Source organism: Roseateles flavus, from assembly GCF_039872765.1.
Lineage (GTDB): Bacteria > Pseudomonadota > Gammaproteobacteria > Burkholderiales > Burkholderiaceae_C > Roseateles_B > Roseateles_B flavus.
Map to the genome: position 1 here is coordinate 251,321 of NZ_JBDPZC010000008.1, position 19,975 is coordinate 271,295.

17 protein-coding genes are annotated in these 19,975 nt (G+C 71.8%); 10 read left to right on the forward strand and 7 right to left on the reverse strand.

Going from position 1 to position 19,975, the window contains the following annotated elements:
- The first annotated feature begins 7 nt into the window (after positions 1-7).
- Genes ABDJ40_RS17795 through ABDJ40_RS17810 form a run of 4 tightly spaced genes read left to right on the forward strand, consistent with a single transcriptional unit; the run spans position 8 to position 5,792 of the window.
- Complete coding sequence (locus ABDJ40_RS17795) at positions 8-1,519, forward strand: TolC family protein (protein WP_347611706.1); 1,512 nt, start codon at positions 8-10, stop codon at positions 1,517-1,519.
- The gene (locus tag ABDJ40_RS17800) at positions 1,516-2,268 is read left to right on the forward strand and encodes an efflux RND transporter periplasmic adaptor subunit (RefSeq protein ID WP_347611707.1); all 753 of its coding nucleotides are present in this window, start codon (positions 1,516-1,518) and stop codon (positions 2,266-2,268) included. Before ABDJ40_RS17795 ends, ABDJ40_RS17800 begins: the two co-directional genes overlap by 4 nt.
- 30 nt (positions 2,269-2,298) lie before the next feature.
- A complete protein-coding gene (locus tag ABDJ40_RS17805) occupies positions 2,299-3,681 on the forward strand; it encodes an efflux RND transporter periplasmic adaptor subunit (protein ID WP_347611708.1) in 1,383 nt (460 codons plus the stop codon).
- Positions 3,681-5,792 (forward strand): site-2 protease family protein, encoded by a 2,112-nt coding sequence (locus ABDJ40_RS17810; protein WP_347611709.1) that lies wholly within the window; start codon positions 3,681-3,683, stop codon positions 5,790-5,792. The genes ABDJ40_RS17805 and ABDJ40_RS17810 overlap by 1 nt, the downstream gene beginning before the upstream one ends.
- Positions 5,793-5,849: 57 nt before the next feature.
- Here ABDJ40_RS17810 and ABDJ40_RS17815 read toward each other — a convergent pair whose 3' ends face one another.
- From ABDJ40_RS17815 to ABDJ40_RS17825, 3 genes are all read right to left on the reverse strand, one after another.
- Positions 5,850-6,125: a cupin domain-containing protein gene (locus ABDJ40_RS17815; RefSeq protein ID WP_347611710.1), complete on the reverse strand. Its 276-nt coding sequence runs from the start codon at positions 6,123-6,125 to the stop codon at positions 5,850-5,852.
- Positions 6,126-6,216: 91 nt separating this feature from the next.
- The gene (locus ABDJ40_RS17820) at positions 6,217-6,882 is read right to left on the reverse strand and encodes a glutathione S-transferase family protein (protein ID WP_347611711.1); all 666 of its coding nucleotides are present in this window, start codon (positions 6,880-6,882) and stop codon (positions 6,217-6,219) included.
- Positions 6,883-6,968: 86 nt separating this feature from the next.
- The gene (locus ABDJ40_RS17825; protein WP_347611712.1) at positions 6,969-7,862 is read right to left on the reverse strand and encodes a DMT family transporter; all 894 of its coding nucleotides are present in this window, start codon (positions 7,860-7,862) and stop codon (positions 6,969-6,971) included.
- 221 nt (positions 7,863-8,083) lie between these two features.
- Here ABDJ40_RS17825 and ABDJ40_RS17830 point away from each other — a divergent pair, with 221 nt between their 5' ends.
- Positions 8,084-8,581 carry a GNAT family N-acetyltransferase gene (locus tag ABDJ40_RS17830; RefSeq protein ID WP_347611713.1) on the forward strand — a complete coding sequence of 166 codons (498 nt, stop codon included), beginning with the start codon at positions 8,084-8,086 and terminating at the stop codon, positions 8,579-8,581.
- A gap of 15 nt (positions 8,582-8,596) precedes the next feature.
- Here the strand turns inward: ABDJ40_RS17830 and rrtA are convergent, their stop codons facing one another.
- A complete protein-coding gene (gene rrtA, locus ABDJ40_RS17835) occupies positions 8,597-9,169 on the reverse strand; it encodes a rhombosortase (RefSeq protein WP_347611714.1) in 573 nt (190 codons plus the stop codon).
- Entirely contained in the window at positions 9,169-11,955 is a 2,787-nt protein-coding gene (gene glnE / locus ABDJ40_RS17840; RefSeq protein ID WP_347611715.1) for a bifunctional [glutamate--ammonia ligase]-adenylyl-L-tyrosine phosphorylase/[glutamate--ammonia-ligase] adenylyltransferase, read from the reverse strand. The genes rrtA and glnE overlap by 1 nt, the downstream gene beginning before the upstream one ends.
- Positions 11,956-12,095: 140 nt before the next feature.
- Here glnE and ABDJ40_RS17845 point away from each other — a divergent pair, with 140 nt between their 5' ends.
- The 4 genes from ABDJ40_RS17845 (at position 12,096) to cutA (ending at position 18,188) form a co-directional block, all read left to right on the forward strand.
- The gene (locus ABDJ40_RS17845; RefSeq protein WP_347611716.1) at positions 12,096-16,247 is read left to right on the forward strand and encodes a YhdP family protein; all 4,152 of its coding nucleotides are present in this window, start codon (positions 12,096-12,098) and stop codon (positions 16,245-16,247) included.
- Between the two features lie 10 nt (positions 16,248-16,257).
- Positions 16,258-17,112 carry a carbon-nitrogen hydrolase family protein gene (locus ABDJ40_RS17850; RefSeq protein WP_347611717.1) on the forward strand — a complete coding sequence of 285 codons (855 nt, stop codon included), beginning with the start codon at positions 16,258-16,260 and terminating at the stop codon, positions 17,110-17,112.
- Between the two features lie 127 nt (positions 17,113-17,239).
- Positions 17,240-17,797, forward strand: a complete 558-nt coding sequence (locus ABDJ40_RS17855) for a hypothetical protein (protein WP_347611718.1) — start codon at positions 17,240-17,242, stop codon at positions 17,795-17,797.
- A gap of 49 nt (positions 17,798-17,846) precedes the next feature.
- On the forward strand, positions 17,847-18,188 hold the full coding sequence (gene cutA / locus ABDJ40_RS17860) for a divalent-cation tolerance protein CutA (protein WP_347611720.1): 342 nt from the start codon (positions 17,847-17,849) through the stop codon (positions 18,186-18,188).
- 10 nt (positions 18,189-18,198) lie between these two features.
- On the opposite strand, the gene ABDJ40_RS17865 is transcribed toward cutA, so the two are convergent.
- Entirely contained in the window at positions 18,199-18,642 is a 444-nt protein-coding gene (locus ABDJ40_RS17865; protein ID WP_347611721.1) for an Lrp/AsnC family transcriptional regulator, read from the reverse strand.
- Positions 18,643-18,739: 97 nt separating this feature from the next.
- Here ABDJ40_RS17865 and ctlX point away from each other — a divergent pair, with 97 nt between their 5' ends.
- A complete protein-coding gene (gene ctlX / locus ABDJ40_RS17870; RefSeq protein WP_347611722.1) occupies positions 18,740-19,714 on the forward strand; it encodes a citrulline utilization hydrolase CtlX in 975 nt (324 codons plus the stop codon).
- Between the two features lie 140 nt (positions 19,715-19,854).
- On the opposite strand, the gene ABDJ40_RS17875 is transcribed toward ctlX, so the two are convergent.
- Positions 19,855-19,975, reverse strand: a 121-nt coding sequence (locus tag ABDJ40_RS17875; RefSeq protein ID WP_347611729.1) for an integrase core domain-containing protein, incomplete at its 5' end; no start/stop codon positions are given.

Here is a 19,975-nt window from a genome sequence, read left to right on the forward strand (position 1 = left end):
CTGCCAGATGCCGCAATTCCGCCGACTGCCGACTCGTTCCGTGCTCGCCATCCTCGTGAGCGCCGCCTTCGCCGGCTGCGCGATCCAGCCTCAGGCCCTGAGCCCCGACGAACGGCAGGCCGCCCTCAAGGCCGGCCGTACCGAGATGTTCCAGCAGCAGGAGCCCGTGCAAGGGCCGATCACGCTGGACGAGGCCATGGCTCGGGCCATCAAGTACAACCTGGACCACCGGGTGAAGCTGATGGAAGAGGTGGTGTCCCAGCGCCAGCTGAACCTGTCCCGCACCGACCTGCTGCCCAAGCTGGCCCTGTCGGCGGGCTACAGCGGCCGTGACAACGAGCTGGCCTCGTCCTCGCGCAGCGTGATCAGCGGCAACCAGTCGCTGGAGCCCTCGACTTCCAGCGACAAGGAGCATCGCAACGGCGACCTGTCCCTGAGCTGGAATGTGCTGGACTTCGGCGTGAGCTACTACGGTGCGCACCAGCAGGCGGACCGCGTGCAGGTGGCCGAAGAGCGCCGCCGCAAGGTCCTGCACCTGCTGATGCAGCAGACACGCCAGGCCTGGTGGCAGGCCGCAGGCGCGCAGCTGCTGGAGGCCCGCATCGATCCCGTGCTGAAGCTGGCCCGCCAGGCCTTGGACGACTCCCGCCAGGTCGAAGTCGAGAAGCTGCGCTCGCCGCTCGAGGCCCTGACCTACCAGCGACAGCTGCTGGACATCGTCCGCCAGCTCGAGGCCGTGCGTGACGAGCTGGCCCAGGCCAAGCCGCGCCTGGCCTCGATCATGAACCTGCCGCCGGGCGAGCCCTTCTCGGTGGCCGTGGGCGGCGCGCTGGCCACGCCCAAGGTCAGCCTGCCGGTCGCCGACATGGAAGAGGCCGCCATGCTGCGCCGCCCCGAACTGGTGGAGGCCCAGTACAACGAGCGCATCGGCCTGCTGGAGACGCGCAAGGCGCTGGCCCGCCTGCTGCCGGGGCTGGAGCTCAGCGTGGGCCAGCACTACGACAGCAACAGCTACCTCTCGAACCACCGCTGGGGCGACGTGGGCCTGCGCGTGAGCTGGAATCTGTTCAATGTGCTGAACGCCGGCACCATCCGTGGCGTGGCGCAGAGCCAGCTGGAGCTGGCCCGCCAGCAGCGCCTGGCGCTCAGCATGGCGGTGCTGACGCAAGTGCACGTCGCGCGGCTGGACTACCTGGGCCGGCTCAAGCAGTACCAGCTGACCGATGACCTCAACAAGGTCGAGCAGCGCATCCTGCAGTACACCCGCAATGCGGCCACCGCCAATTCGCAGGGCAAGATGGAGGAAATCCGCGCCTCGGCCTCGGCCATGATGTCCGAGCTGCGCCTGTACCAGACCTACGGCGCGCTGCAGGGGGCCTATGGCCAGCTGGTGGCGACCCTGGGGCTGGACCCCCTGCCCGAGTCGGTGCCGTCCCATGACCTCAAGGCGCTGGGTGAATCCGTGCGGGCGTCCGAAGCCAACTGGACCAAGACGATCAACCCCGGAGGCGGTGCATGATCCGAGGCATCGGACTTGCCCTTGTCTCCATCGCCCTGAGCCACGCCACAGCCTGGGCGCAGACCTCCCCGCTGGCCACCGACAAGGACGGCCGCATCCGCACCCAGCTGAGCGCCCGCAATGCGCTCACGGTGTCGGCCGAGATCGCGGCCCGCGTGGCCAGCCTGCCGCTGCGAGAGGGCGAAGCCTTCCGCGCCGGCCAGACCCTGGTGGGCTTTGACTGCGCGCTGTACCAGAACCAGCAGCGCAAGGCCGAGGCCGCGGTGGAGGCGGCGAACGCCGTGCTGCAGTCCAACCAGCGCATGGCCGAGCTCAATTCGATTGGCAGGTTCGAGGTCGATCAGTCCCAGGCCAAGCTCAAGGAAGCGCAGGCGGAGGCGGCCAGCGCAAAGCTGCTGGTGGGGCGCTGTGCCATCGCCGCGCCTTTCGCGGGCCGGGTGGTGAAGCGCCAGGTCGCGGCGCACCAGTACGTCTCGCCGGGCAATCCGCTGCTGGACATCGTCGAGACCGGGCAGCTGGAGCTGCAGATGATCGTGCCCTCCAAATGGCTGAGCTGGCTCAAGCCGGGCAGCAGCTTCAGCGTGGAGGTCGAGGAACTGGGCAAGAGCTACCCGGCCAAGGTGCAGCGCCTGGGCGCCCAGATCGATCCGGTCAGCCAGACGCTGCCGGTTTACGGCGTGATGGATGGCAGCCAGCCGGGCTTGCTGCCAGGCATGAGCGGATGGGCCGTCTTCCCCGCGCGCAAATGACCGTGATCCCCTGCGTGCAGGCCGCCTGACATGAGCGCGGCAGACCCCAACGCTTCTCTGCTCAATCTGCTGCAGCTGCAGCGGCGCGCCCGCGAGGCCGGCTCACCCGAAGCCCTGGGCTTTGTGATGGTCAACGAGACCCTGCAACTGCTGCCCTACCGCCAGGCCGTGCTGTGGACCCAGGCCGGACTGGGGCAGGTGGCGGCGGTGTCGGGCCTGCCGCAGCCGGATCCCAGCGCACCCTATGTGCAGTGGATGGCCCGGCTGTGCCGGCATCTGATACGCCAGCCGGCAGGCCTGGACGAGGTCGGCGCCGTCCCGAAGCCTCAGACCGGGCCGCGCGAGGTCGATGTCCAAGGGCTGCCGCAGGACCTGAGCGCCGACTGGTCGCAATGGCTGCCTGCCTCGGCCGTGTGGCTGAGCCTGGGCCCGGCCGCGCAAGCCGGGGGAGGGGAGGCCGAGGCCGGTCTGCTGCTGGCCCGTGACGCCCCCTGGCAGCCTCATGAGATGGCCCTGCTCCAGGAGCTGGGCCATGCCTATGCGCACGCCTTCCACGCCTTCGGGCCGCGTCAGGCCTGGCGCGGGCGCCTGGGCCGGGCCCTGAGCGGCAAGGTGCGGCGGCGCTGGCTGGCGGCCGCGCTGCTGCTCAGCCTGTGCCCCGTGCGGCTGACCGCACTGGCCCAGGCCGAAGTCGTGCCTCAGAACCCCTTCATGGTGCGTGCGCCGCTGGACGGCGTGATCGAGCGCTTCGACATCCATCCCAATGCTGCGGTCCAGCCCGGCACGCCCCTGTTCAGCCTGGACACCAGTGCCTTGCGCACGCGCATGGAACTGGCGCGCAAGGCACTGGACGCGGCGCAGGAGGAATACCGGCAGTCCGCGCAGGCGGCCGTCACCAGCGACAAGAACCGGGCGGAAACGGCCCTGCGGCGGGGCAAGCTGCAGGAGAAGGCCGTGGAGGTGGACTACACCACCGAGCAGCTCGCCCGCATCCAGGTGAAGTCGGACCGCAGCGGCGTGGCCGTGTTTGCCGATGGCAATGACTGGGTCGGCAAGGCGGTGTCCCTCGGCGAGCGCGTGCTGCTCATCGCCGACCCGGCGCAGGTCGAGCTGCTGGCCTGGCTGCCCGCGGCGGATCTGCTGCCGCTGGCCGTGGGCGACCGCCTGACGCTGTACCCGCAGGGCGCGCCGCTGCAGTCCTTTGAGGCCCGCATCAGCAGCGTGGCCTACCGCGCCGAGATGACGCGCGACGGATTCCTCGCCTATCGCATCAAGGCCAGCTTCGAGGCCGGCCAGGCTTCGCCGCGCATCGGCCAGCTGGGTTCGGCGCGCCTGTACGGCGGCTGGGCGCCGCTGATCTATGTGGCCCTGCGCCGCCCGCTGGCGGTGGCCCGACAGTGGCTGGGCTGGTGATGCTGCCGCCCCTGCGGCAAGACCTGGCCCTGCATCCCGGACCGGATGCGCCGGACGGTTCGCCCACCTGGACCCTGCATGACCCGGCCAGCAACCGCTTCTTCGCGCTCAGCTGGCCGGCCTTCGAGCTGCTGGCCCGCTGGGGCAAGGGCAGCGTGGAGGCGGTGCTCGCGTCCCTCCACGCGGAAACCACGCTGCAGCTCGGGGCGGCCGATGTCCAAGGCCTGCTGCAGATGCTGGCCGGCAACCACCTGCTGGTGGCCGGCAGCGCGCAGGACAGCCAGCGCCTGGCGGACCAGGCCCGGGCCCAGCATCTGTCCGCCGGGCAGTGGCTGCTCAAGAACTACCTGTTTTTCCGCCTGCCGCTGCTGCGGCCCATGCACTGGCTGCAAGCCATGAGCCCCTGGGTGCGATGGGTCTACCGCCCGGCGTTCTGGGTGGGCGTGGCGGCCCTGTGGCTGCTGGGGGGCATCCTGGCTGCCCGGCGCTGGGACGAATTCACCCATACCTTCACCTCCTATGGCAGCTGGGACGGCCTGCTGGCCGTGGGCGTGGCCCTGAGCGTGGCCAAGGTCCTGCACGAACTGGGCCACGCCTTCACCGCCACGCGCTACGGCTGCAGGGTGCCCACCATGGGCGTGGCCTTCCTGGTGATGTGGCCGGTGCTCTACACCGACACCAACGAGGCCTGGAAGCTGCGCTCGCGCCGCCAGCGCCTGGCCATCGGGGCGGCCGGCATGCTCAGCGAGCTGGCGCTGGCCAGCGTGGCGCTGCTCCTGTGGCACCTGCTGCCGGACACGCCGGCCTGGGGGCCGGTGCGTTCCGGCGCCTTTTTGCTGGCGACCACGACCTGGCTGCTGACGGTGGCCATCAACGCCAGCCCCTTCATGCGCTTCGATGGCTACTTTCTGCTGGTCGACGCGCTGAACATGCCCAATCTGCACGAGCGCTCCTTTGCCCTGGCCCGCTGGTGGCTGCGCGAGCGCCTGTTCGGCTGGGGGCTGCCCCCGCCGGAGGTCCTGCCGCCTGCGCGGCACGCCGGGCTGATCGCCTTCGCCCTGATGACCTGGCTGTACCGCCTGCTGCTGTTCTTCGGCATCGCCCTGCTGGTCTATCACGCCTTCTTCAAGGCGCTGGGGCTGGCGCTGATGGCAGTGGAGCTGGTCTGGTTCATCGCGCGGCCGCTCTGGCGGGAAGTGCGGGTCTGGTGGCTGGGCCGCCAGGCCATGCGCTGGAACCGCGCGAGCCGGCGCAGCGCGCTGCTCGCGGGGCTGGGGCTGCTGGCGCTGGTCTGGCCCTGGCAGAGCCGGGTCCAGGCGCCCGCGGTGCTGGGGGCCCAGCAGGCGCAGGTGCTGTATGCCCCGTATTCCTCGCAGCTGGTGTCGCCGCTGCCAGCCGTGGGGCAGTCTTTCCAGGCGGGGCAGACCCTGCTGCAGCTGCACTCGCCCGAGCTGGCCGTGCGCCTGCAGCAGGCCCAGGCCATGGAGCAGCAGCTGCAGTGGCAGCTCAGCCAGCAGGCCTTCGATCCGCAGCTGCTGGCGGCGGGCGAGGCCCTGCGCAAGCGCTGGGAGTCCGCGGCCGCCGAGGTGGCCGGGCTGCAGGCGGAGCTCCAGCGGCTCAAACTGCAGGCCCCCTTCGACGGCCGGGTGGCCGAAGCCAATGAGGACGCCCGGCCCGGGGCCTGGCTGCCCGCCGGCGAGCGCCTGCTGATGCTGGTGGGGCCGCAGGGCAGCAAGGTGGATGCCTATGTCGACGAAGCGGCACTGGCCGCCGTGTCGCCGGGCCAGACGGCGCGCTTCCTGCCTGCCATCCTGGAACAGGCGCCCGTGCAGTGCCAGGTGGAGCGGGTGGACCCGGTCCAGCTCAGCCAGCTGGACGCGCCGGTGCTGGCCAGCGTCCATGGCGGCGACATTGCCGTGCAGAAGGCGCCCGATGGGCGGCTCCTGCCGCTGCAGCCCCTCTTCCGGGTGCGCCTGGGCCACTGCGACCGCGCCCAGCCCCCCTTGATGGAGCTGCCTGGTCGCGCCGAGCTGCAGGGGGAGCGACGCGCCTGGCTGGCCCGGGCCTGGCGCTGGGCGGTGGCGCTGTGGCAGCGCGAGTCGGCGCTGTGACGGCTGTCGGTCCTGCGCCAGCAGCGGCCGAGGGCCCGACGTCCCTCGGCCACGGCCTCATCGCCGCGCCACCCAGTACGTCGCCCCTTGCGGCCCGTAGCGCTCGGCATGCAGCACACCGGCGACGAGCTCGAAGCGGTCGCCCGGCAGCAGGTGCCGGGTGCTGCCTTCCACGGTCAGCCACATGTCGCCGGCCACGAGCAGGGCGCTGGCCTCGAAGGGGTGGGTGTGTGGTCCGACCACGGTGTCGGGCGCCCAGGCCCGCTCCAGCACCTCGGTGAAGCCGGCAGCCAGGGCCTGGGTCCTGAAGGCGTCAAAGCAGGGATCGGTCATGGCGGTACTCATGGACGAAAGGGCGGCCCCAGCGAGCCCTGAAGCGGGCTGCGCGCGGCAGGCGGGCCAGGCCTGCGCTCGGCGCAGGCGATCAGCCCTTGGCCTTCATGGCCGCCATCTGGCGGTCGGTGTCGGCCTTGCGGTCGGCGGCGACCTTCTGTGCGGCGGGGCGCTCGCCGACCAGCTTCGCATGGCTCTTCCAGTCCACGCCATGGGCGGCCAGCAGGTCCTCGCCCAGCACGGCCTTGGTGGCCATGGCGACCAGGGGCAGGCTGACCCAGGCGGCGCAGTCGGCCTGCGTGAAGGTGTCACCGCCCACATAGGGCGCGAAGCGGGCCAGGCGCTTGAAGGCGGGGATGTTCTTGTTGAGCGTCTTGCGCACCCACTCCTGCTTCGACTCGCTGACCGTGCCGCCGAAGAAGGCCTGCGCATAGAGCTCGCGCGCCACCAGCTCCAGGTGCAGCTCGATGAAGGCGGTCAGCTCGCGCAGCTTGGCTGCAGCGAAGGGGTCGGCCGGCAGCAGCGGGTGCGCGGGGAAGGCGGCTTCCAGGTAGTCCATGATGACCTGGCTCTCGCACAGCGGGCCCTGCGGCGTCTTGAGGAAGGGCACCTTGCCCAGCGGCGAGCAGCTCAGCACGGCCTCGTCGGCCGACTTGGTCATCACCAGCTCTTCCTGGAAGGGGATCTGCTTCTCCAGCAAGGCCAGCTTGACCTTGTTGTAGTAGTTGGACAGGGTCAGGCCGCACAGCGTGATCATCGGTGTCTCCCAGGCGTGGTTTGGAGTGCGCGAAGTCTAGGCGGATGGCGCCGTGCGTGCTGGCGCCCGTGCGACAGGAGTCGCCCTCAGCGATTCACCAGCACGATGCCCAGCACCAGCCCGGCCATCGCGGCCATCAGCCGGCCCGAGATGGCCTCGCCCAGCAGGGCGCTGCCGGCCAGCAGGCCGAAGAGCGGCGTGCTCAGCGTGAAGCTGGCCAGGCGGGTGGCGGGGTAGTGGCGGATCAGCCAGAACCACACGAGGTAGCTGATGAAGGACACGATCACCGCCTGGAAGCCGAACAGCCCCGCCAGGCGCCAGCTCCACTGCAGGGGCCAGGCCTCGCCGGTGCAGACGGCGCCGGCGCACAGCAGCAGGGCCGAGACGGCCAGCTGGTAGAACAGGGTCTTTTCGGCGCTGGCCGTGGACAGCCGCGTCGCGCGGATGGCCAGCGTGGTGCCGCCCCACAGCAGCGCTGCCAGCAGGCCCAGGGCATCGCCCAGCCATTGGCGCGGTGCATCCGGGGCCGGCGCGCCGAAGCCCTCCGCAAAGGCAAAGGCCACGGCGCCGAAGGCCAGCAGCAGGCCCGCACTCTGGCGCAGGCTCAGGCGTTCCGCGCGCGCGATGAAGGGCATGCCCAGGGCCACGACGAAGGGCGAGAGGTAGATCCACACCACCATGCGCGCCGCCGTCGTGTACTGCATGCCGGCGTAGATGCAGGCGAACTCGGCTGCGAAGAGCGTGCCCACCAGCAGGCCGCCGGGCAGGCTGCCGTCGCGGTCGAACAGCGGGATGCCGCGGGCGCGTGCCCAGGCCCACACCAGCACTGCCGCCACCAGGGAGCGCAGGCCGGCCTGCCACAGGGGCGTGATCTCGGTCAGCGCCGCCTTGATGGCCACCTGGCCCAGGCCCCACAGCAGGCAGCAGGCCAGCAGGGCGCTGATGGCGAAGAGATCCAGATGGGCGCGGCGTTCGGTCATGGCGGGTACTGCGGGTGAAGAAGGGAGACGGCCGGCGCGCGAGCGCACCGGGCGGGTGCATTGTGCGGGCATCCACGCACGAGGGTGGCGCACGGCGGGCGAGGGGCGACGATCGATGCCCGCCGCCGGTGCGTGGCCAGCGCCGTTGCGGATTCGGCGCTGGCACGGGGCTTGCGCAGCCCTGCCTGTCCTGATGAACTCGAACGATGGAGGGAAGCCCCATGCACACATCCACCCTGCCGCCCGTGGCGGCCACCGGCCTGCGCCTGCGCCTGGACGACCTCAGCGACCCGCGCATCGCCGCGCTGCTGGAGGAGCACCTCGCGGACATGCGGCGCGTGTCACCGCCGGAAAGCGTGCATGCGCTGGACCTCGAGCGGCTGAAGCGGCCCGAGGTCCGCTTCTGGACCGCCTGGGATGCGTCGGGGGAGCTGCTGGGCTGCGGTGCCCTCAAGCGCCTCAGCGGTGACCATGCCGAGCTGAAGTCCATGCGCACCGCCACCGCCGCCCGCGGCCGCGGCGTGGCCCGCGCGGTGCTGAACCGCCTGCTGGACGACGCGCGCGACCAGGGCGTGCGCCGCCTGAGCCTGGAGACCGGCCCGCAGGACTTCTTCGCGCCTGCGCATGCGCTGTATCGCTCCGCTGGTTTCGAGGCCTGTGGTCCCTTCGAAGGCTACGTGGAGGATCCCTACAGCCTCTTCATGACCCGCACGCTCTGAGCCGCCGCGCCAGGCTCAGCGCTTGCCACCGCGCAGCAGGAGCATCCCGCACAGCAGCCCCGCCGCTGCACCGGCCAGATGCGCGAAGGGCGCGATGGGCACGTCCCAGCCGATCACCGTGCGCAGTGGCGCTCCGAGGGGTTGCTCCGACAGCAGCTTGAGCACCAGCCCCAGGCCGATGGCCGCGCCCAGCGCACGCTCGCGCCCCTTGCGCTGCCACAGCATCACCACCAGCACGGCCACGCCGGCATGCAGCACGCCGGACAGCCCGCCGTAGCGGTGCAGGCCCGGCTGCAGCAGCAGTCCCAGCTGCGTCAAGGGCCAGGCGATGAACCAGGCCAGGGCCGCGCGGCCGCCGGGCTCGCTGGCCCAGCCCAGCAGGGCCAGGACCAGGCAGCCGGCGAGGTTGGCCAGCAGGTGATGCCAGCTCCAGTGCACCAGGGCGCCCGTCCACAGGCGCCAGGGCTGATGCCAGACGAGATCGGCCTGCCAGTCCACGCGGGCGCTGGGCAGCAGGGAGGTGGCGAGCAGGGCGGCCAGCAGGGCCAGCGCCGCGGCGGCGGCGCAGAGGGTGGTCCAGGCGCGCATCAGTTCGTGGTCTCAGCGGGGAAGACGGCCTGCCACAGGGCCAGCACGGCGGCCCGCAGCGGGGCCGTGCCCTGCGCGGCCTGTGCGGCCTCGTCCAGCGCGGTGCTCTGCTCGTCCAGGCGGGCCCGGTGCTGCAGGCGGCGCAGTTCGCGGTAGGCATTGGCCGCATCACGGCCTACGCCGGCAGGCAGCAGGCCGGCGTCCTCGGCCCGTTGCAGCAGGGCGATGTTGCCGGCGTTGGCCAGCAGCTCGGGATGCTGGCCAGAATGCGCCAGGATCAGGTATTGCAGCGCGAACTCCGCGTCCATCATGCCGCCCGGGCTGTGCTTGACGTCGAAGAGCCCCGGCTTCACCGGCCGCGCCGAACGCACCTTCTCGCGCATGGCCTGCACCTCCTGGCGCAGGGCCTGCGGATCGCGCGGGGCGGTCAGCACCTGGCGGCGCACGTCCTCGAAGCGCTGGGCCAGGCCGGCATCGCCCGCGCAGAAGCGCGCCCGGGTGATGGCCTGGTGCTCCCAGGTCCAGGCGGTGTTGCTGCCGCGGCCGACCTGGTAGTTGCCGAAGGAGCTCATGGAGGTCACGAGCAGGCCGGAGTTGCCGTTGGGCCGCAGGGCGGTGTCGATGTCGAAGAGCTCGCCCGCGGCCGTGCGCAGGGTCAGCCAGGTGATGAGCTTGCGCACGAAGGCGGCGTAGACCTCGGGGGCGTTCTCGTCGGTGTCCTGCTCGTTGTCATAGAGGAAGACGACGTCGAGGTCGCCGCCATAGCCCAGCTCCTTGCCGCCCAGCTTGCCGTAGGCGATGACGGCGAAGCGCGGCTGCTCGCGGTGCTTCTGCTTCAGGCGGGACCAGGCCCAGTCGATCACGCACTGCAGCGTGGCATCGGCCAGGGCCGAGAGGTCGTCGGCCACCTGCTCGACGGTGATCTCGCCCTCGACGTCGCGCACCAGGGTGCGGAAGACCTCGGCATGGTGGGCGCGGCGCACGCTGTCCAGCAGGGCTTCCTCGTCGGCCTCGCCGTGCTGGGCCCAGGCGTCGTGGCGGGCCTGGAGGTCGGCGATGAAGGTGGCGCCGTCGAAGCGCTCGTGCAGCAGCCGGGTGTCGGCGAGTTCGTCGATCACGCCGGGGTGCTGCATCAGGTAGCGCATGGGCCAGCGGGCCAGGCCCAGCAGGCGCAGCAGGCGCGTCTGCACCGAGGGGCGCTCGACCAGCAGGGCCAGGTAGCTCTCGCGGCGCAGCAGGGGCTCCATCCAGTCGATGAAGCGCAGGGCGGCGTCCAGGCTGCATTCGCCGTCGCGCACCCCGAGGGCGGCGCGGCCGACCAGCTTGGCCAGGCGCAGCCGGGACTCCTCGCGCAGGTTCTGCACCCGCGGCTGCTGCGCCCAGCGCCGCACGGCCTCGGCCAGCTCGGGCGGCAGCTTTTCCAGGAATTCGTCGGCGTCCACCGGCAGAGGCGGGCCGCCGCACTGGCCCTTCTTGCAGCCACCCGCGGAGGGCGCCTGGCCGTCGTGCAGCAGGGCGTCGAACTCGGTGGCCACCAGCTCGCGGACCTCGCACAGCCGGTCCAGCAGCTGGCAGGCGTCGGCGCTGCAGGGCAGGTCCATGGAGCGGGCGATCCAGCCCAGGTCCTCGTCGCAGCCGGGCAGGCAGTGGGTCTGCTGGTCGTCCAGGAACTGGATGCGGTGCTCGATGCGGCGCAGGAAGTCGTAGGCCTGGGCCAGCTTCTCGGCGGTGAGGGGCTTCATCAGGCCGCGCGCGGCCAGACGGCCCAGGGCCTTGACGGTGGAGCGGGTGCGGATCTCGGGGAACTGGCCGCCGCGCACCACCTGCAGCAGCTGCACGATGAACTCGATCTCGCGGATGCCGCCGCGCGAGAGTTTGACGTCATTGGCGCGCTCGGGGCGGCCGGCGGCGCGGCGCTGGGCCTCGTCGCGGATCTTGCGGTGCAGCTGGCGCAGGCCCTCGAAGACGCCGTAGTCCAGGTAGCGGCGGTAGACGAAGGGCGTCACCAGGGAGCGCAGGGCCACGGCTCGCGAAGGCGGCTCGCCGGGCTCGGGCTGGAGGGGGGCCACGACCCGGCTCTTGAGCCAGGCGAAGCGCTCCCACTCGCGGCCCTGCACGAGGAAATACTCCTCCAGCATCGACAGGCTCACCACCGGCGGCCCGGAGTTGCCGTTGGGCCGCAGGGCGAGGTCCACGCGGAAGACCTGGCCGTCCTCGGTGACGTCGCCGATCAGGGCGTAGAGCCGCTTGGCCACCAGGCCGAAATACTCATGGGCGGTGATGACCTTGGGCCCCAGGGTCTGGCCGTCGTCCTCGTAGACGTAGATCAGGTCGATGTCGGACGAGACATTGAGCTCCCGCCCGCCCAGCTTGCCCATGCCCACGACCCAGAACTCGATGGGCTCGCCGGCCTCGTTGCGGGGCTCGCCGTTGATCTCGTCCTGCTCCAGCCGGGCCTGCCGCAGGGCGGCGCACAGGGTCACCTCGGCCAGGGTGGTCATGGCCTCGGTGATGGCGGGCATGGGGGCGGCCAGCTCGATGTCGGCCACGGCCAGGCGCTCCAGCACCAGGTGGCGGCAGACCCGCAGGCTGCTGGCCAGCGTGCGGCCGCCGGCGAGCAGCCGGTCGATGAGGGCCTGCATGGCCTCGCGCCCCGGGATGCCGGGCGGCAGCAGGGGCAGCTCGGTCTCGTAGCGGCGGCGTATGCGCTGCACGAAACGGCTGTGGGCGGCGCTGGCGGCGGGATTGGCGCCGGGCTTCGTAAAACTTTGCTCCACGGTGCTCATGGCTGGGATGCCCCTGGGTAAGATGCCGGTGCATTCCACGAGCGAAGGGCTGCCGTGCGCTTCAGCACGCGCGCCGGCCGAGGCTTCGAATCAAAACTCATGGTGTCCACTGCCGATTCCCGGCCTCTCGTGCCTCTGTCATGTCTTCGCTGATTGCCCACACGCTTGCCGCTGTCAGGCGTCCGCTGCGCTGGACGCGCCGCTGCATGCGCTGGGCGGTCGTGAGCCTGCTGCTGCTGTGCACCTTGCTGCTGGCCGCGTGGCTCACGCTTCACTGGGCGATTCTGCCGCAGCTGGATCGTTGGCGTGCGCCCTTGGAGCAACAGGCCTCCAAGGCGCTGGGGTTGAAGGCCGAGATCGGCCGCCTGGAGGCCGAGCCCGGCGCCTGGCTGCCCGCCCTGACCTTGCACGACCTGCGCCTCAGCGACGCCCAGGGCCGCACGGCCCTGCGCCTGCCCGAGGTGAAGGCGGTGCTGTCCCTGCGCTCGCTCTACGCCCTGGAGCTCCGCTTCGCCCAGCTGCTGATCAGCAAGCCCGAGCTGGAATTGCGGCGCGACAAGGCCGGCCGCATCTTCGTGGCGGGCCTGGACATCGCCGAGGGCGAGCGCGCCAGTGACGGCGCCGAGCTGGCCGACTGGTTCTTCTCGCAGCCCGAGTTCGTCATCCGCCAGGGGCGCATCCGCTGGGTGGACGAAAAGCGCCAGGCCCCGCCCCTGGAACTCAGCGGCCTGGACCTGGTCATGCGCAACGGCCTGCTGCACCACGATGTGCGCCTGGACGCCACGCCGCCGGCCGCATGGGGCCAGGCCTTGAGCCTGCGCGGCCGCTTCAAGCAGGCCCTGCTGAGCCGCCCCAGCGAGTTCCAGCGCTGGAGCGGCGAGCTCTTCGCCGACCTGCCCCGGGCTGACGTTCGCGAGTTGCGCCGCTACCTGGACCTTCCCTTTGAACTCTCCGAGGGCGACGGCGCCCTGCGCGCCTGGGCCGAGATCCGCGAGGGCCAGCCCCAGGCTCTGACCCTGGACATGGCGCTGCGCTCGGTGCGCATGCGGCTCTCGCCGCGGGTCGACGTGCTGGACCTCGGCGGTATCGCCGGCCGCCTGGAGCTGCGCCGCAGCGGCGCCCAGCTGACCCTGGCCGCGAAGCAGCTGGGCTTCGAGCTGGACGACCGCCTGGTCTGGCCCCGCAGCGACTGGTCCCTCAGCGTCACGGAGGAGCAGGCCGGCCCGCGCGGTGTCAGCCGGGACGTGACCCAGGCCCCGGCGCCCGGTGGCATCGTGGGCGGCGAGCTCAAGGCCCAGCATCTGGACCTCGACCTGCTGGCCCGCATCGCCACCAAGCTGCCCCTGGGCGAGCAGCTGCGCCAGCTGATCGACGACATCGCCCCCCAGGGCGTGCTCAGCGAGCTCAGCGCCGGCTGGGAGGGCAGCCTGGACGCTCCCCGGCGCTACCGGGCCCGCGGCCAGCTGCAGCAGTTCAGCATGCAGGCCCAGGCCGGGGCTGACGCCGTCCACATGGGCCGCCCCGGCCTGGATGGCGCCAGCCTGCGCTTCGAGGCCACCGAGCGTGGCGGCCAGGCGCAGCTGCACATCGCCGAGGGCTCGGTCGTCTTTCCCGGCGTCTTCGAGGCGCCGCGCATCCCCATCCAGCGGCTGTCGGCCCAGCTGGACTGGCGCATCGAGCCGCGCGCCCAGGGCCTGCCCCTGATCGAGCTGAAGGCCAGCGAGGTCAGCGTGGCCAACGAGGACCTGCTGGGCGAGCTGGAGGCCACCTGGCGCACCGGCAGCGGCGAGGGCGTGGGCCGCGGCGGGCGCCTGCCTGGCCTGCTGGAGCTCAACGGCCGGCTGTCCGAGGTCAAGGCCGCGGCGGTGTGGCGCTACCTGCCCCTGGGCGTGGGGGACCAGGCCCGCCACTATGTGCGCGACGCCGTGCTGGACGGCACGGCCGGCAATGTGCAGTTCCGCAGCCGTGGCGATCTCTGGGACTTCCCCTATGACCGCAGCAAGGACGGCCAGTTCCGCATCAGCGCCCAGGCGCGCGACGTCCTGCTGGCCTATGTGCCCAGCCACGCCGCGCGTGATGGCAGCCCCGCTTATGAATCGCCCTGGCCTGTGATGGAGCGAGTGCAGGCCGAGCTGCTCTTCGATCGCGGCAGCATGAGCATCCGCAACGGGCGCGCCCAGGTGCTGGGCTACGAGCTGGGCAATGTGCACGGTGGCATCAAGGACCTGATCCATCACCAGGTGCTCGAGCTGGAAGGCAGCGGGCGGGGGCCGGCGTCGGAGCTGATCCGCTTCGTCAATGTCTCGCCCGTGGGCCGCTTGACGGGCAACGCCCTGGCCACCGCCTCCGGCAATGGCAATGCCGGGCTCAAGCTGAACCTGCAGATGCCGCTGGACCATGTCGACGCGACGCAGCTCAAGGGCAGCGTGCAGCTGCAGGGCAACGACCTGCGCCTGCGACCCGACGTGCCCCTGCTGGGCGCTGCACGGGGCCGGGTCGACTTCGATCACAAGGGCATGCAGATCGTGGGCGGCCAGGCCCAGGTCCTGGGCGCCGAGGCCAGCTTCGAGGGCGGCAGCCAGAAGGACGGCAGCCTGCGCTTCACCGGCCAGGGCACGGCCACCGCCGAGGGCCTGCGCCGGGCTTCGGAGATGGGCCTGCTGAGCCGCCTGGGCAGCTTCATGAGCGGGCAGGCGGCCTACCGGCTGCAGCTGGGCATCCGCGGCGGCGCCACCGAGATCACCGTGCAGTCCTCCCTGCAGGGCCTGGGCGTGGACCTGCCCGCGCCCCTGCGCAAGGAGGCCGACGCCAGCCTGCCCCTGCTGTACCAGACCCAGGCGGCGGGGCCGCAGCGCGACGAGCTCCGGCTGGATGTCGGCACCCTGCTTCATGCCCAGTACCAGCGCGACACCAGCGATCCGGAGGCGCCCCGGGTGCTGCGCGGCGCCCTCGCCGTCGAGGACCGGCTGCCCGCCCTGCCGGACAGCGGCGTGCTCTTCCAGGCCCGGCTGGGGCGCGTGCAGGCCGATCCCTGGCTGGCGGTGGAAAGCCAGCTGATGGGCGGCGCGGCCGGCGGCACGGGTGAAGGCGGTTACGGCCCCAGCCGCATCCAGCTGCAGGCCCAGCAGCTGCTGGCGGGCGGCCGCGCCATCAACAAGCTCAGCGCCACGCTCAATCGGGCGGATGCCTGGTCCTGGCGCGGCACGCTCGACGCCGAGCAGCTCGCCGGCCAGGTCGAGTGGCGCGACAACGCCGCGCCGCAGGGCGGCCGGCTCTTCGCCCGCCTGAGCCGCCTCTCCCTGCCCAAGAGCGAGGCCGATTCCGTCAGCCAGCTGCTGGACAAGTCCGATGCCCAGGTGCCGGCGCTGGACGTGGTGGTCGACGATTTCGAGCTGCGCGGCAAGCGCCTGGGCCGGCTGGAGGTCGAGGCTCAGCTGCAGGGCCCGCGCCTGCCCGGCGGGCGCGAGTGGAAGCTCAACCGCCTGCAGCTCAAGAGCGCCGACGCCACGCTCAGCGCCACCGGCCAGTGGAAGGCCGAGAGCGGCCAGAGCCAGCGCCGCACCCAGCTGGACTGGCAGCTGGAAGTGGCCGACGCCGGCAAGCTGCTGGAGCGCATGGGCCAGGGTCAGGTCTTGCGCAACGGCCGAGGCAAGCTGCACGGCCAGCTGGGCTGGCAGGGTTCGCCGCTCTCGCCCGACTACGCCAGCATGGCAGGCCAGCTCAATGTGGCCCTGGACGCCGGCCAGTTCCTCAAGGCCGATCCCGGCGTCGGCCGCCTGCTGGGCGTGCTGAGCCTGCAGAGCCTGCCGCGGCGCCTGCTGCTGGACTTCCGCGATGTCTTCGCCGAAGGCTTCGCCTTCGACAGCTTCGAGGGCGACGTGCGCATCGAGCGCGGCCAGGCCCGCAGCGAGAACCTGCGCATGCGCGGCGTGCAGGCCCTGGTGCTGATGGACGGCACGACCGACCTGGCCCGCGAGACCCAGGACCTGCGCGTGCTGGTCGTCCCCCAGGTCAATGCGGGCGGCGCCTCGCTGGCCTATGCCGCCATCAACCCTGCCATTGGCCTGGGCACCTTCCTGGCCCAGCTGCTGCTGCGCAAGCCCATGGCGGCCGCGGGCACCAGCGAATTCCATGTGACCGGCACCTGGGAATCGCCCAAGGTCGAGGAAGTGCCGCACAAGGGCGGCGTGCCCGAGGAGGCGGCCAGCCAGCCGGCGGGCAGCGGCTCGGCGCCCGCGTCCGGCAAGCCGTCGGCCTCTGCCCCGCCCGCACCGCCCACCTTCACGCCCTGAGGAGAAGCCCATGAAGATCGCCGCCATCCAGATGGTGTCCACGCCGGACGCGGCCCGCAACCTGGCCCGCGCCTGCGAGCTGATGGCGCAGGCCGCCGCCGCGGGCGCCGAGGCCGTGGCCCTGCCCGAGTACTTCTGCCTGATGGGCCTGCAGGACCGCGACAAGCTGGCCATCGCCGAGCGCGACTTGGCCGTCGCGCCCGACGCTGCGGCACCCCTGCAGCGCGCGCTCTCCAAGGCCGCGCGCGAGCTGGGCGTGTGGGTGCTGGGCGGCACCCTGCCCATCGCCTGCGAGGGAGGCGCGGCCGGGCAGCGCGTGCGCAACAGCGTCTGTGTCTATGCGCCGGACGGCCAGCGCGCAGCCCGCTACGACAAGATCCACCTCTTCCGCTTCAACAACGGCCGCGAGGCCTATGACGAAGGCCAGGTGCTGGAGCGCGGCGAGCAGCCCGTCACCGTGGACCTGAAGGCGCGCGACGGCCGCGTGTGGCGCACGGGCCTCTCGGTCTGCTACGACCTGCGCTTCCCCGAGCTCTTCCGCGCGATGAGCTTCACGCCGGGCCAGCCGCCCTGCGACCTCATCGCCGTGCCCGCGGCCTTCACCTACACGACCGGGGAGGCGCACTGGGAGCTGCTGCTGCGCGCCCGTGCGGTCGAGAACCAGGCCTATGTGATCGCCCCCGCGCAGGGCGGCCGGCACGAGAACGGCCGCCGCACCTGGGGCCACAGCCTGATCATCGATCCCTGGGGCCAGGTGCTGGCCTGCCTGCCGGAAGGCGAGGGCGTGGTGATGGCCGAGCTGGACGCCCAGCGCCTGGCCGCCGTGCGCAGCCAGCTGCCGGCCCTGCAGCACCGCCTGCTGTGAGTCGAGTGACCGGCTGAAGCGGGCCTGGGATGGGGCTGCAGCAGGCCTGAGACGGGCAGGCTTTGCCCATCTTTTCTCGGCATCACCGGCGGCCCGCGGCGGCACCATGGGCGCCTGGAGACTGCCCATGATGCGCCCTGTCCTGTCCCTTTCCTGTGCGCTGGCCCTGGCCGCCCTGCTGGGCGGATGCGGCACGCCGGCCGAGCCCGATCGCATGAGCCTGCGCGCCGCCGAGCGCCTGCAGCTGCGCAGCTGGATCCCCGAAACGCTGCGCGGCCAGATCCGCCTGGGCACGGTGGAGGGCGGCGCAGAGACCGGGCGCTACTGGGGCTCCAAGATCAGCGACGAGAGCCTGCGCATCGCCCTGGACGAATCCCTGCGCGGCGTGGGGCTGGCGGCCGTGATGCCCGAAAGCGGCCGCTTCGAGCTGCAGGCGCGGCTGATGAAGCTGGAGCAGCCCAAGGTCGCGGCCGACGTCACCGTGGCGCTCTACATGCAGTACCGCCTGGTGGAGCGGGCCAGCGGCAAGCTGGTCTACGAGCGCCAGATGCGCCTGGTGCAGACCACGCCCCTGGATGCTGCCTGGCTGGACATGAACGAGCGCCTGCGCCTGGCCAACGAGGCGGCGCTGCATCAGTCGCTGGAAGCCCTGGTGCGCGAGCTGATCGAGCTGCGCCTGGCCTGAGCCGCAGCACAATGGCGGCACCGCCCGCGTGGTGATGCCGGAGTCTGCGATGACTGCCCCCGATCCCGACCGCCCTCTGCTGATGCTCACGACCCTGCCCAGCCGCGAGGCCGCCCAGGCCCTGGCACGCGAGGTGGTACAGCGCCGCCTGGCTGCCTGCGCGCAGATCCAGGCCATCGAGAGCATCTACCGCTGGCAAGGCGAGGTCTGCGAGGACCCTGAATGGCGCCTGCTGCTCAAGACCACGCAGGGCCGCCAGGCCGAGCTAGCGGCGTTGGTGGCCGACCTCCATCCCTACGAGCTGCCCGCCCTGCTGAGCCTGCCCGTGCAATGGACCGAACCGGCCTTCGCGGCCTGGATGGCCGAGTCCGTGGCGAGCCCGCAGGCCTGAGCGCGGGCTCTCAGGCCTTGTCGGTGGCCAGCAGCAGGCTGGTCTCGCTGCTGGCGATGCCGGGAATGCGGCGGATCTCGCCCAGGGCCGTGTTGAAGGCCTCCAGCGACTCCGCCCGCAGCTCGGCGATCAGGTCCCAGCGGCCGTTGGTGGTGTGCAGGCCCACCACCTGCGCATGGCCCCACAGCGCCCGCCGCACGGCCTCGCCCTGGCTGCCCTCGACGGCAATGCTCATCACCGCGCGCAGGCGGCCGGACTCCGTCTCGGGGCGCAGCTTCAGCGTATAGCCCAGGATCACGCCGGCCTGCTCCAGGCGGTCGATGCGGTGCTGCACCGTGTTGCGCGTCAGGCGCAGGGCCTTGGCCAGCGCCACCACGGGCGTGCGGGCATTGGCGCGCAGCAGCGCGATCAGCTCGCGGTCGATGTCATCCAGGGCGGCGGGAGGCGTGGGCATGGTGCTCGGTCCCGGTGGGCAATGTGCGCAGGGGCGGCCGGGCTGGCGGGCATTCTGCCAGCTTCAGCCTGGCGCGCCGGCTGGCCACACTGGACCCATGAACACCGCACAAGCGCCCCATGCCGTCGTAATGGTCCGGCCCCATCGCTTCCAGCCCAATCCGCAGACCCGGGCCGACAACCGATTCCAGCCCTCCGTCCCGCCCTCCGCCACCCTGGCTCTGCAGGCCCGCCTCGAGTTCGATGCCGCCGTGGACCGGCTGCGCGAGGCGGGCGTCGCCGTGCATGTCTTTGACGAGCCCAGCGCGCCCGAGGCACCGCCGACGCCCGATGCCGTCTTCCCCAACAACTGGTTCTCCACCCATGCCGACGGCCGCGTGGTGCTGTACCCCATGGCCGCGCCCAACCGGCGCCTGGAGCGGCGGGCGGACATCCTGGCTTTCCTCGGCCGCCACTACCAGCTGCGCCAGCTGCTGGACCTCAGCCCGCTGGAGCGGCAGGGCCTGCACCTGGAGGGCACGGGCGCCCTGGTGCTGGACCACGTGCAGCGCCTTGCCTACATGGGGCGCTCCGGCCGCGCGCATGAGGCCGCGCTGCAGCGCTTCTGCGCGCTGATGCGCTACCGCCCCCATGCCTTCGACACGGCCGATGCGCAGGGCGTGCCCGTCTATCACAGCAATGTGCTGATGCATGTGGGCACGGCCTACGCCGCGGCGGGCCTGGCCTTGCTGCCAAAGGACGCCGAGCGCCGCCGCCTGCGTGCCCGGCTGCAATCGGGCGGGCGGCAGCTGATCGAGCTGGGGGCTGAGCAGGTCCGTGCCTTTGCCGGCAATGCCCTGGAGCTGGCGACGCCCCGCGGGCCGCTGCTGGCCCTGTCCGCGACCGCCCTGGACGCCCTGGATGCGCGCCAGAAGAAGGTCTTCGCGGGGCTGGGCCTGCGCCTGCTGCCCTTGGCGGTGCCCACCCTTGAGCAGGCCGGCGGCTCGGTGCGCTGCATGCTGGCGGGGGTGCATCTGCCGGCACGTCCGGCGAGGTCGCTCGCCGCATGGCCTCAGGCGCAGGACGCGCAGTGAGCGGGTGCGGCGCCGGGTCGACCGTGCGTTGCTCGCCCAACTGGTTGGGGGGTGGCTTCACGGGGGGGCGGCGGGAATTGCGGAGGACACCTGTAAACCCTTGCAGGTTGCCCCCACCTTTCATGTAAAGCCCGGGTGGCCTAGGTGTGAATCGTCAAGAGGTTGTTTCCTGACGAACTGAGTCTGGAGATGGGCGGCAGACCGCCGATGCCGCTATGCGGACGATGGCAGTTGTAGTGATGCTGCCACTGGGCCAAGGCC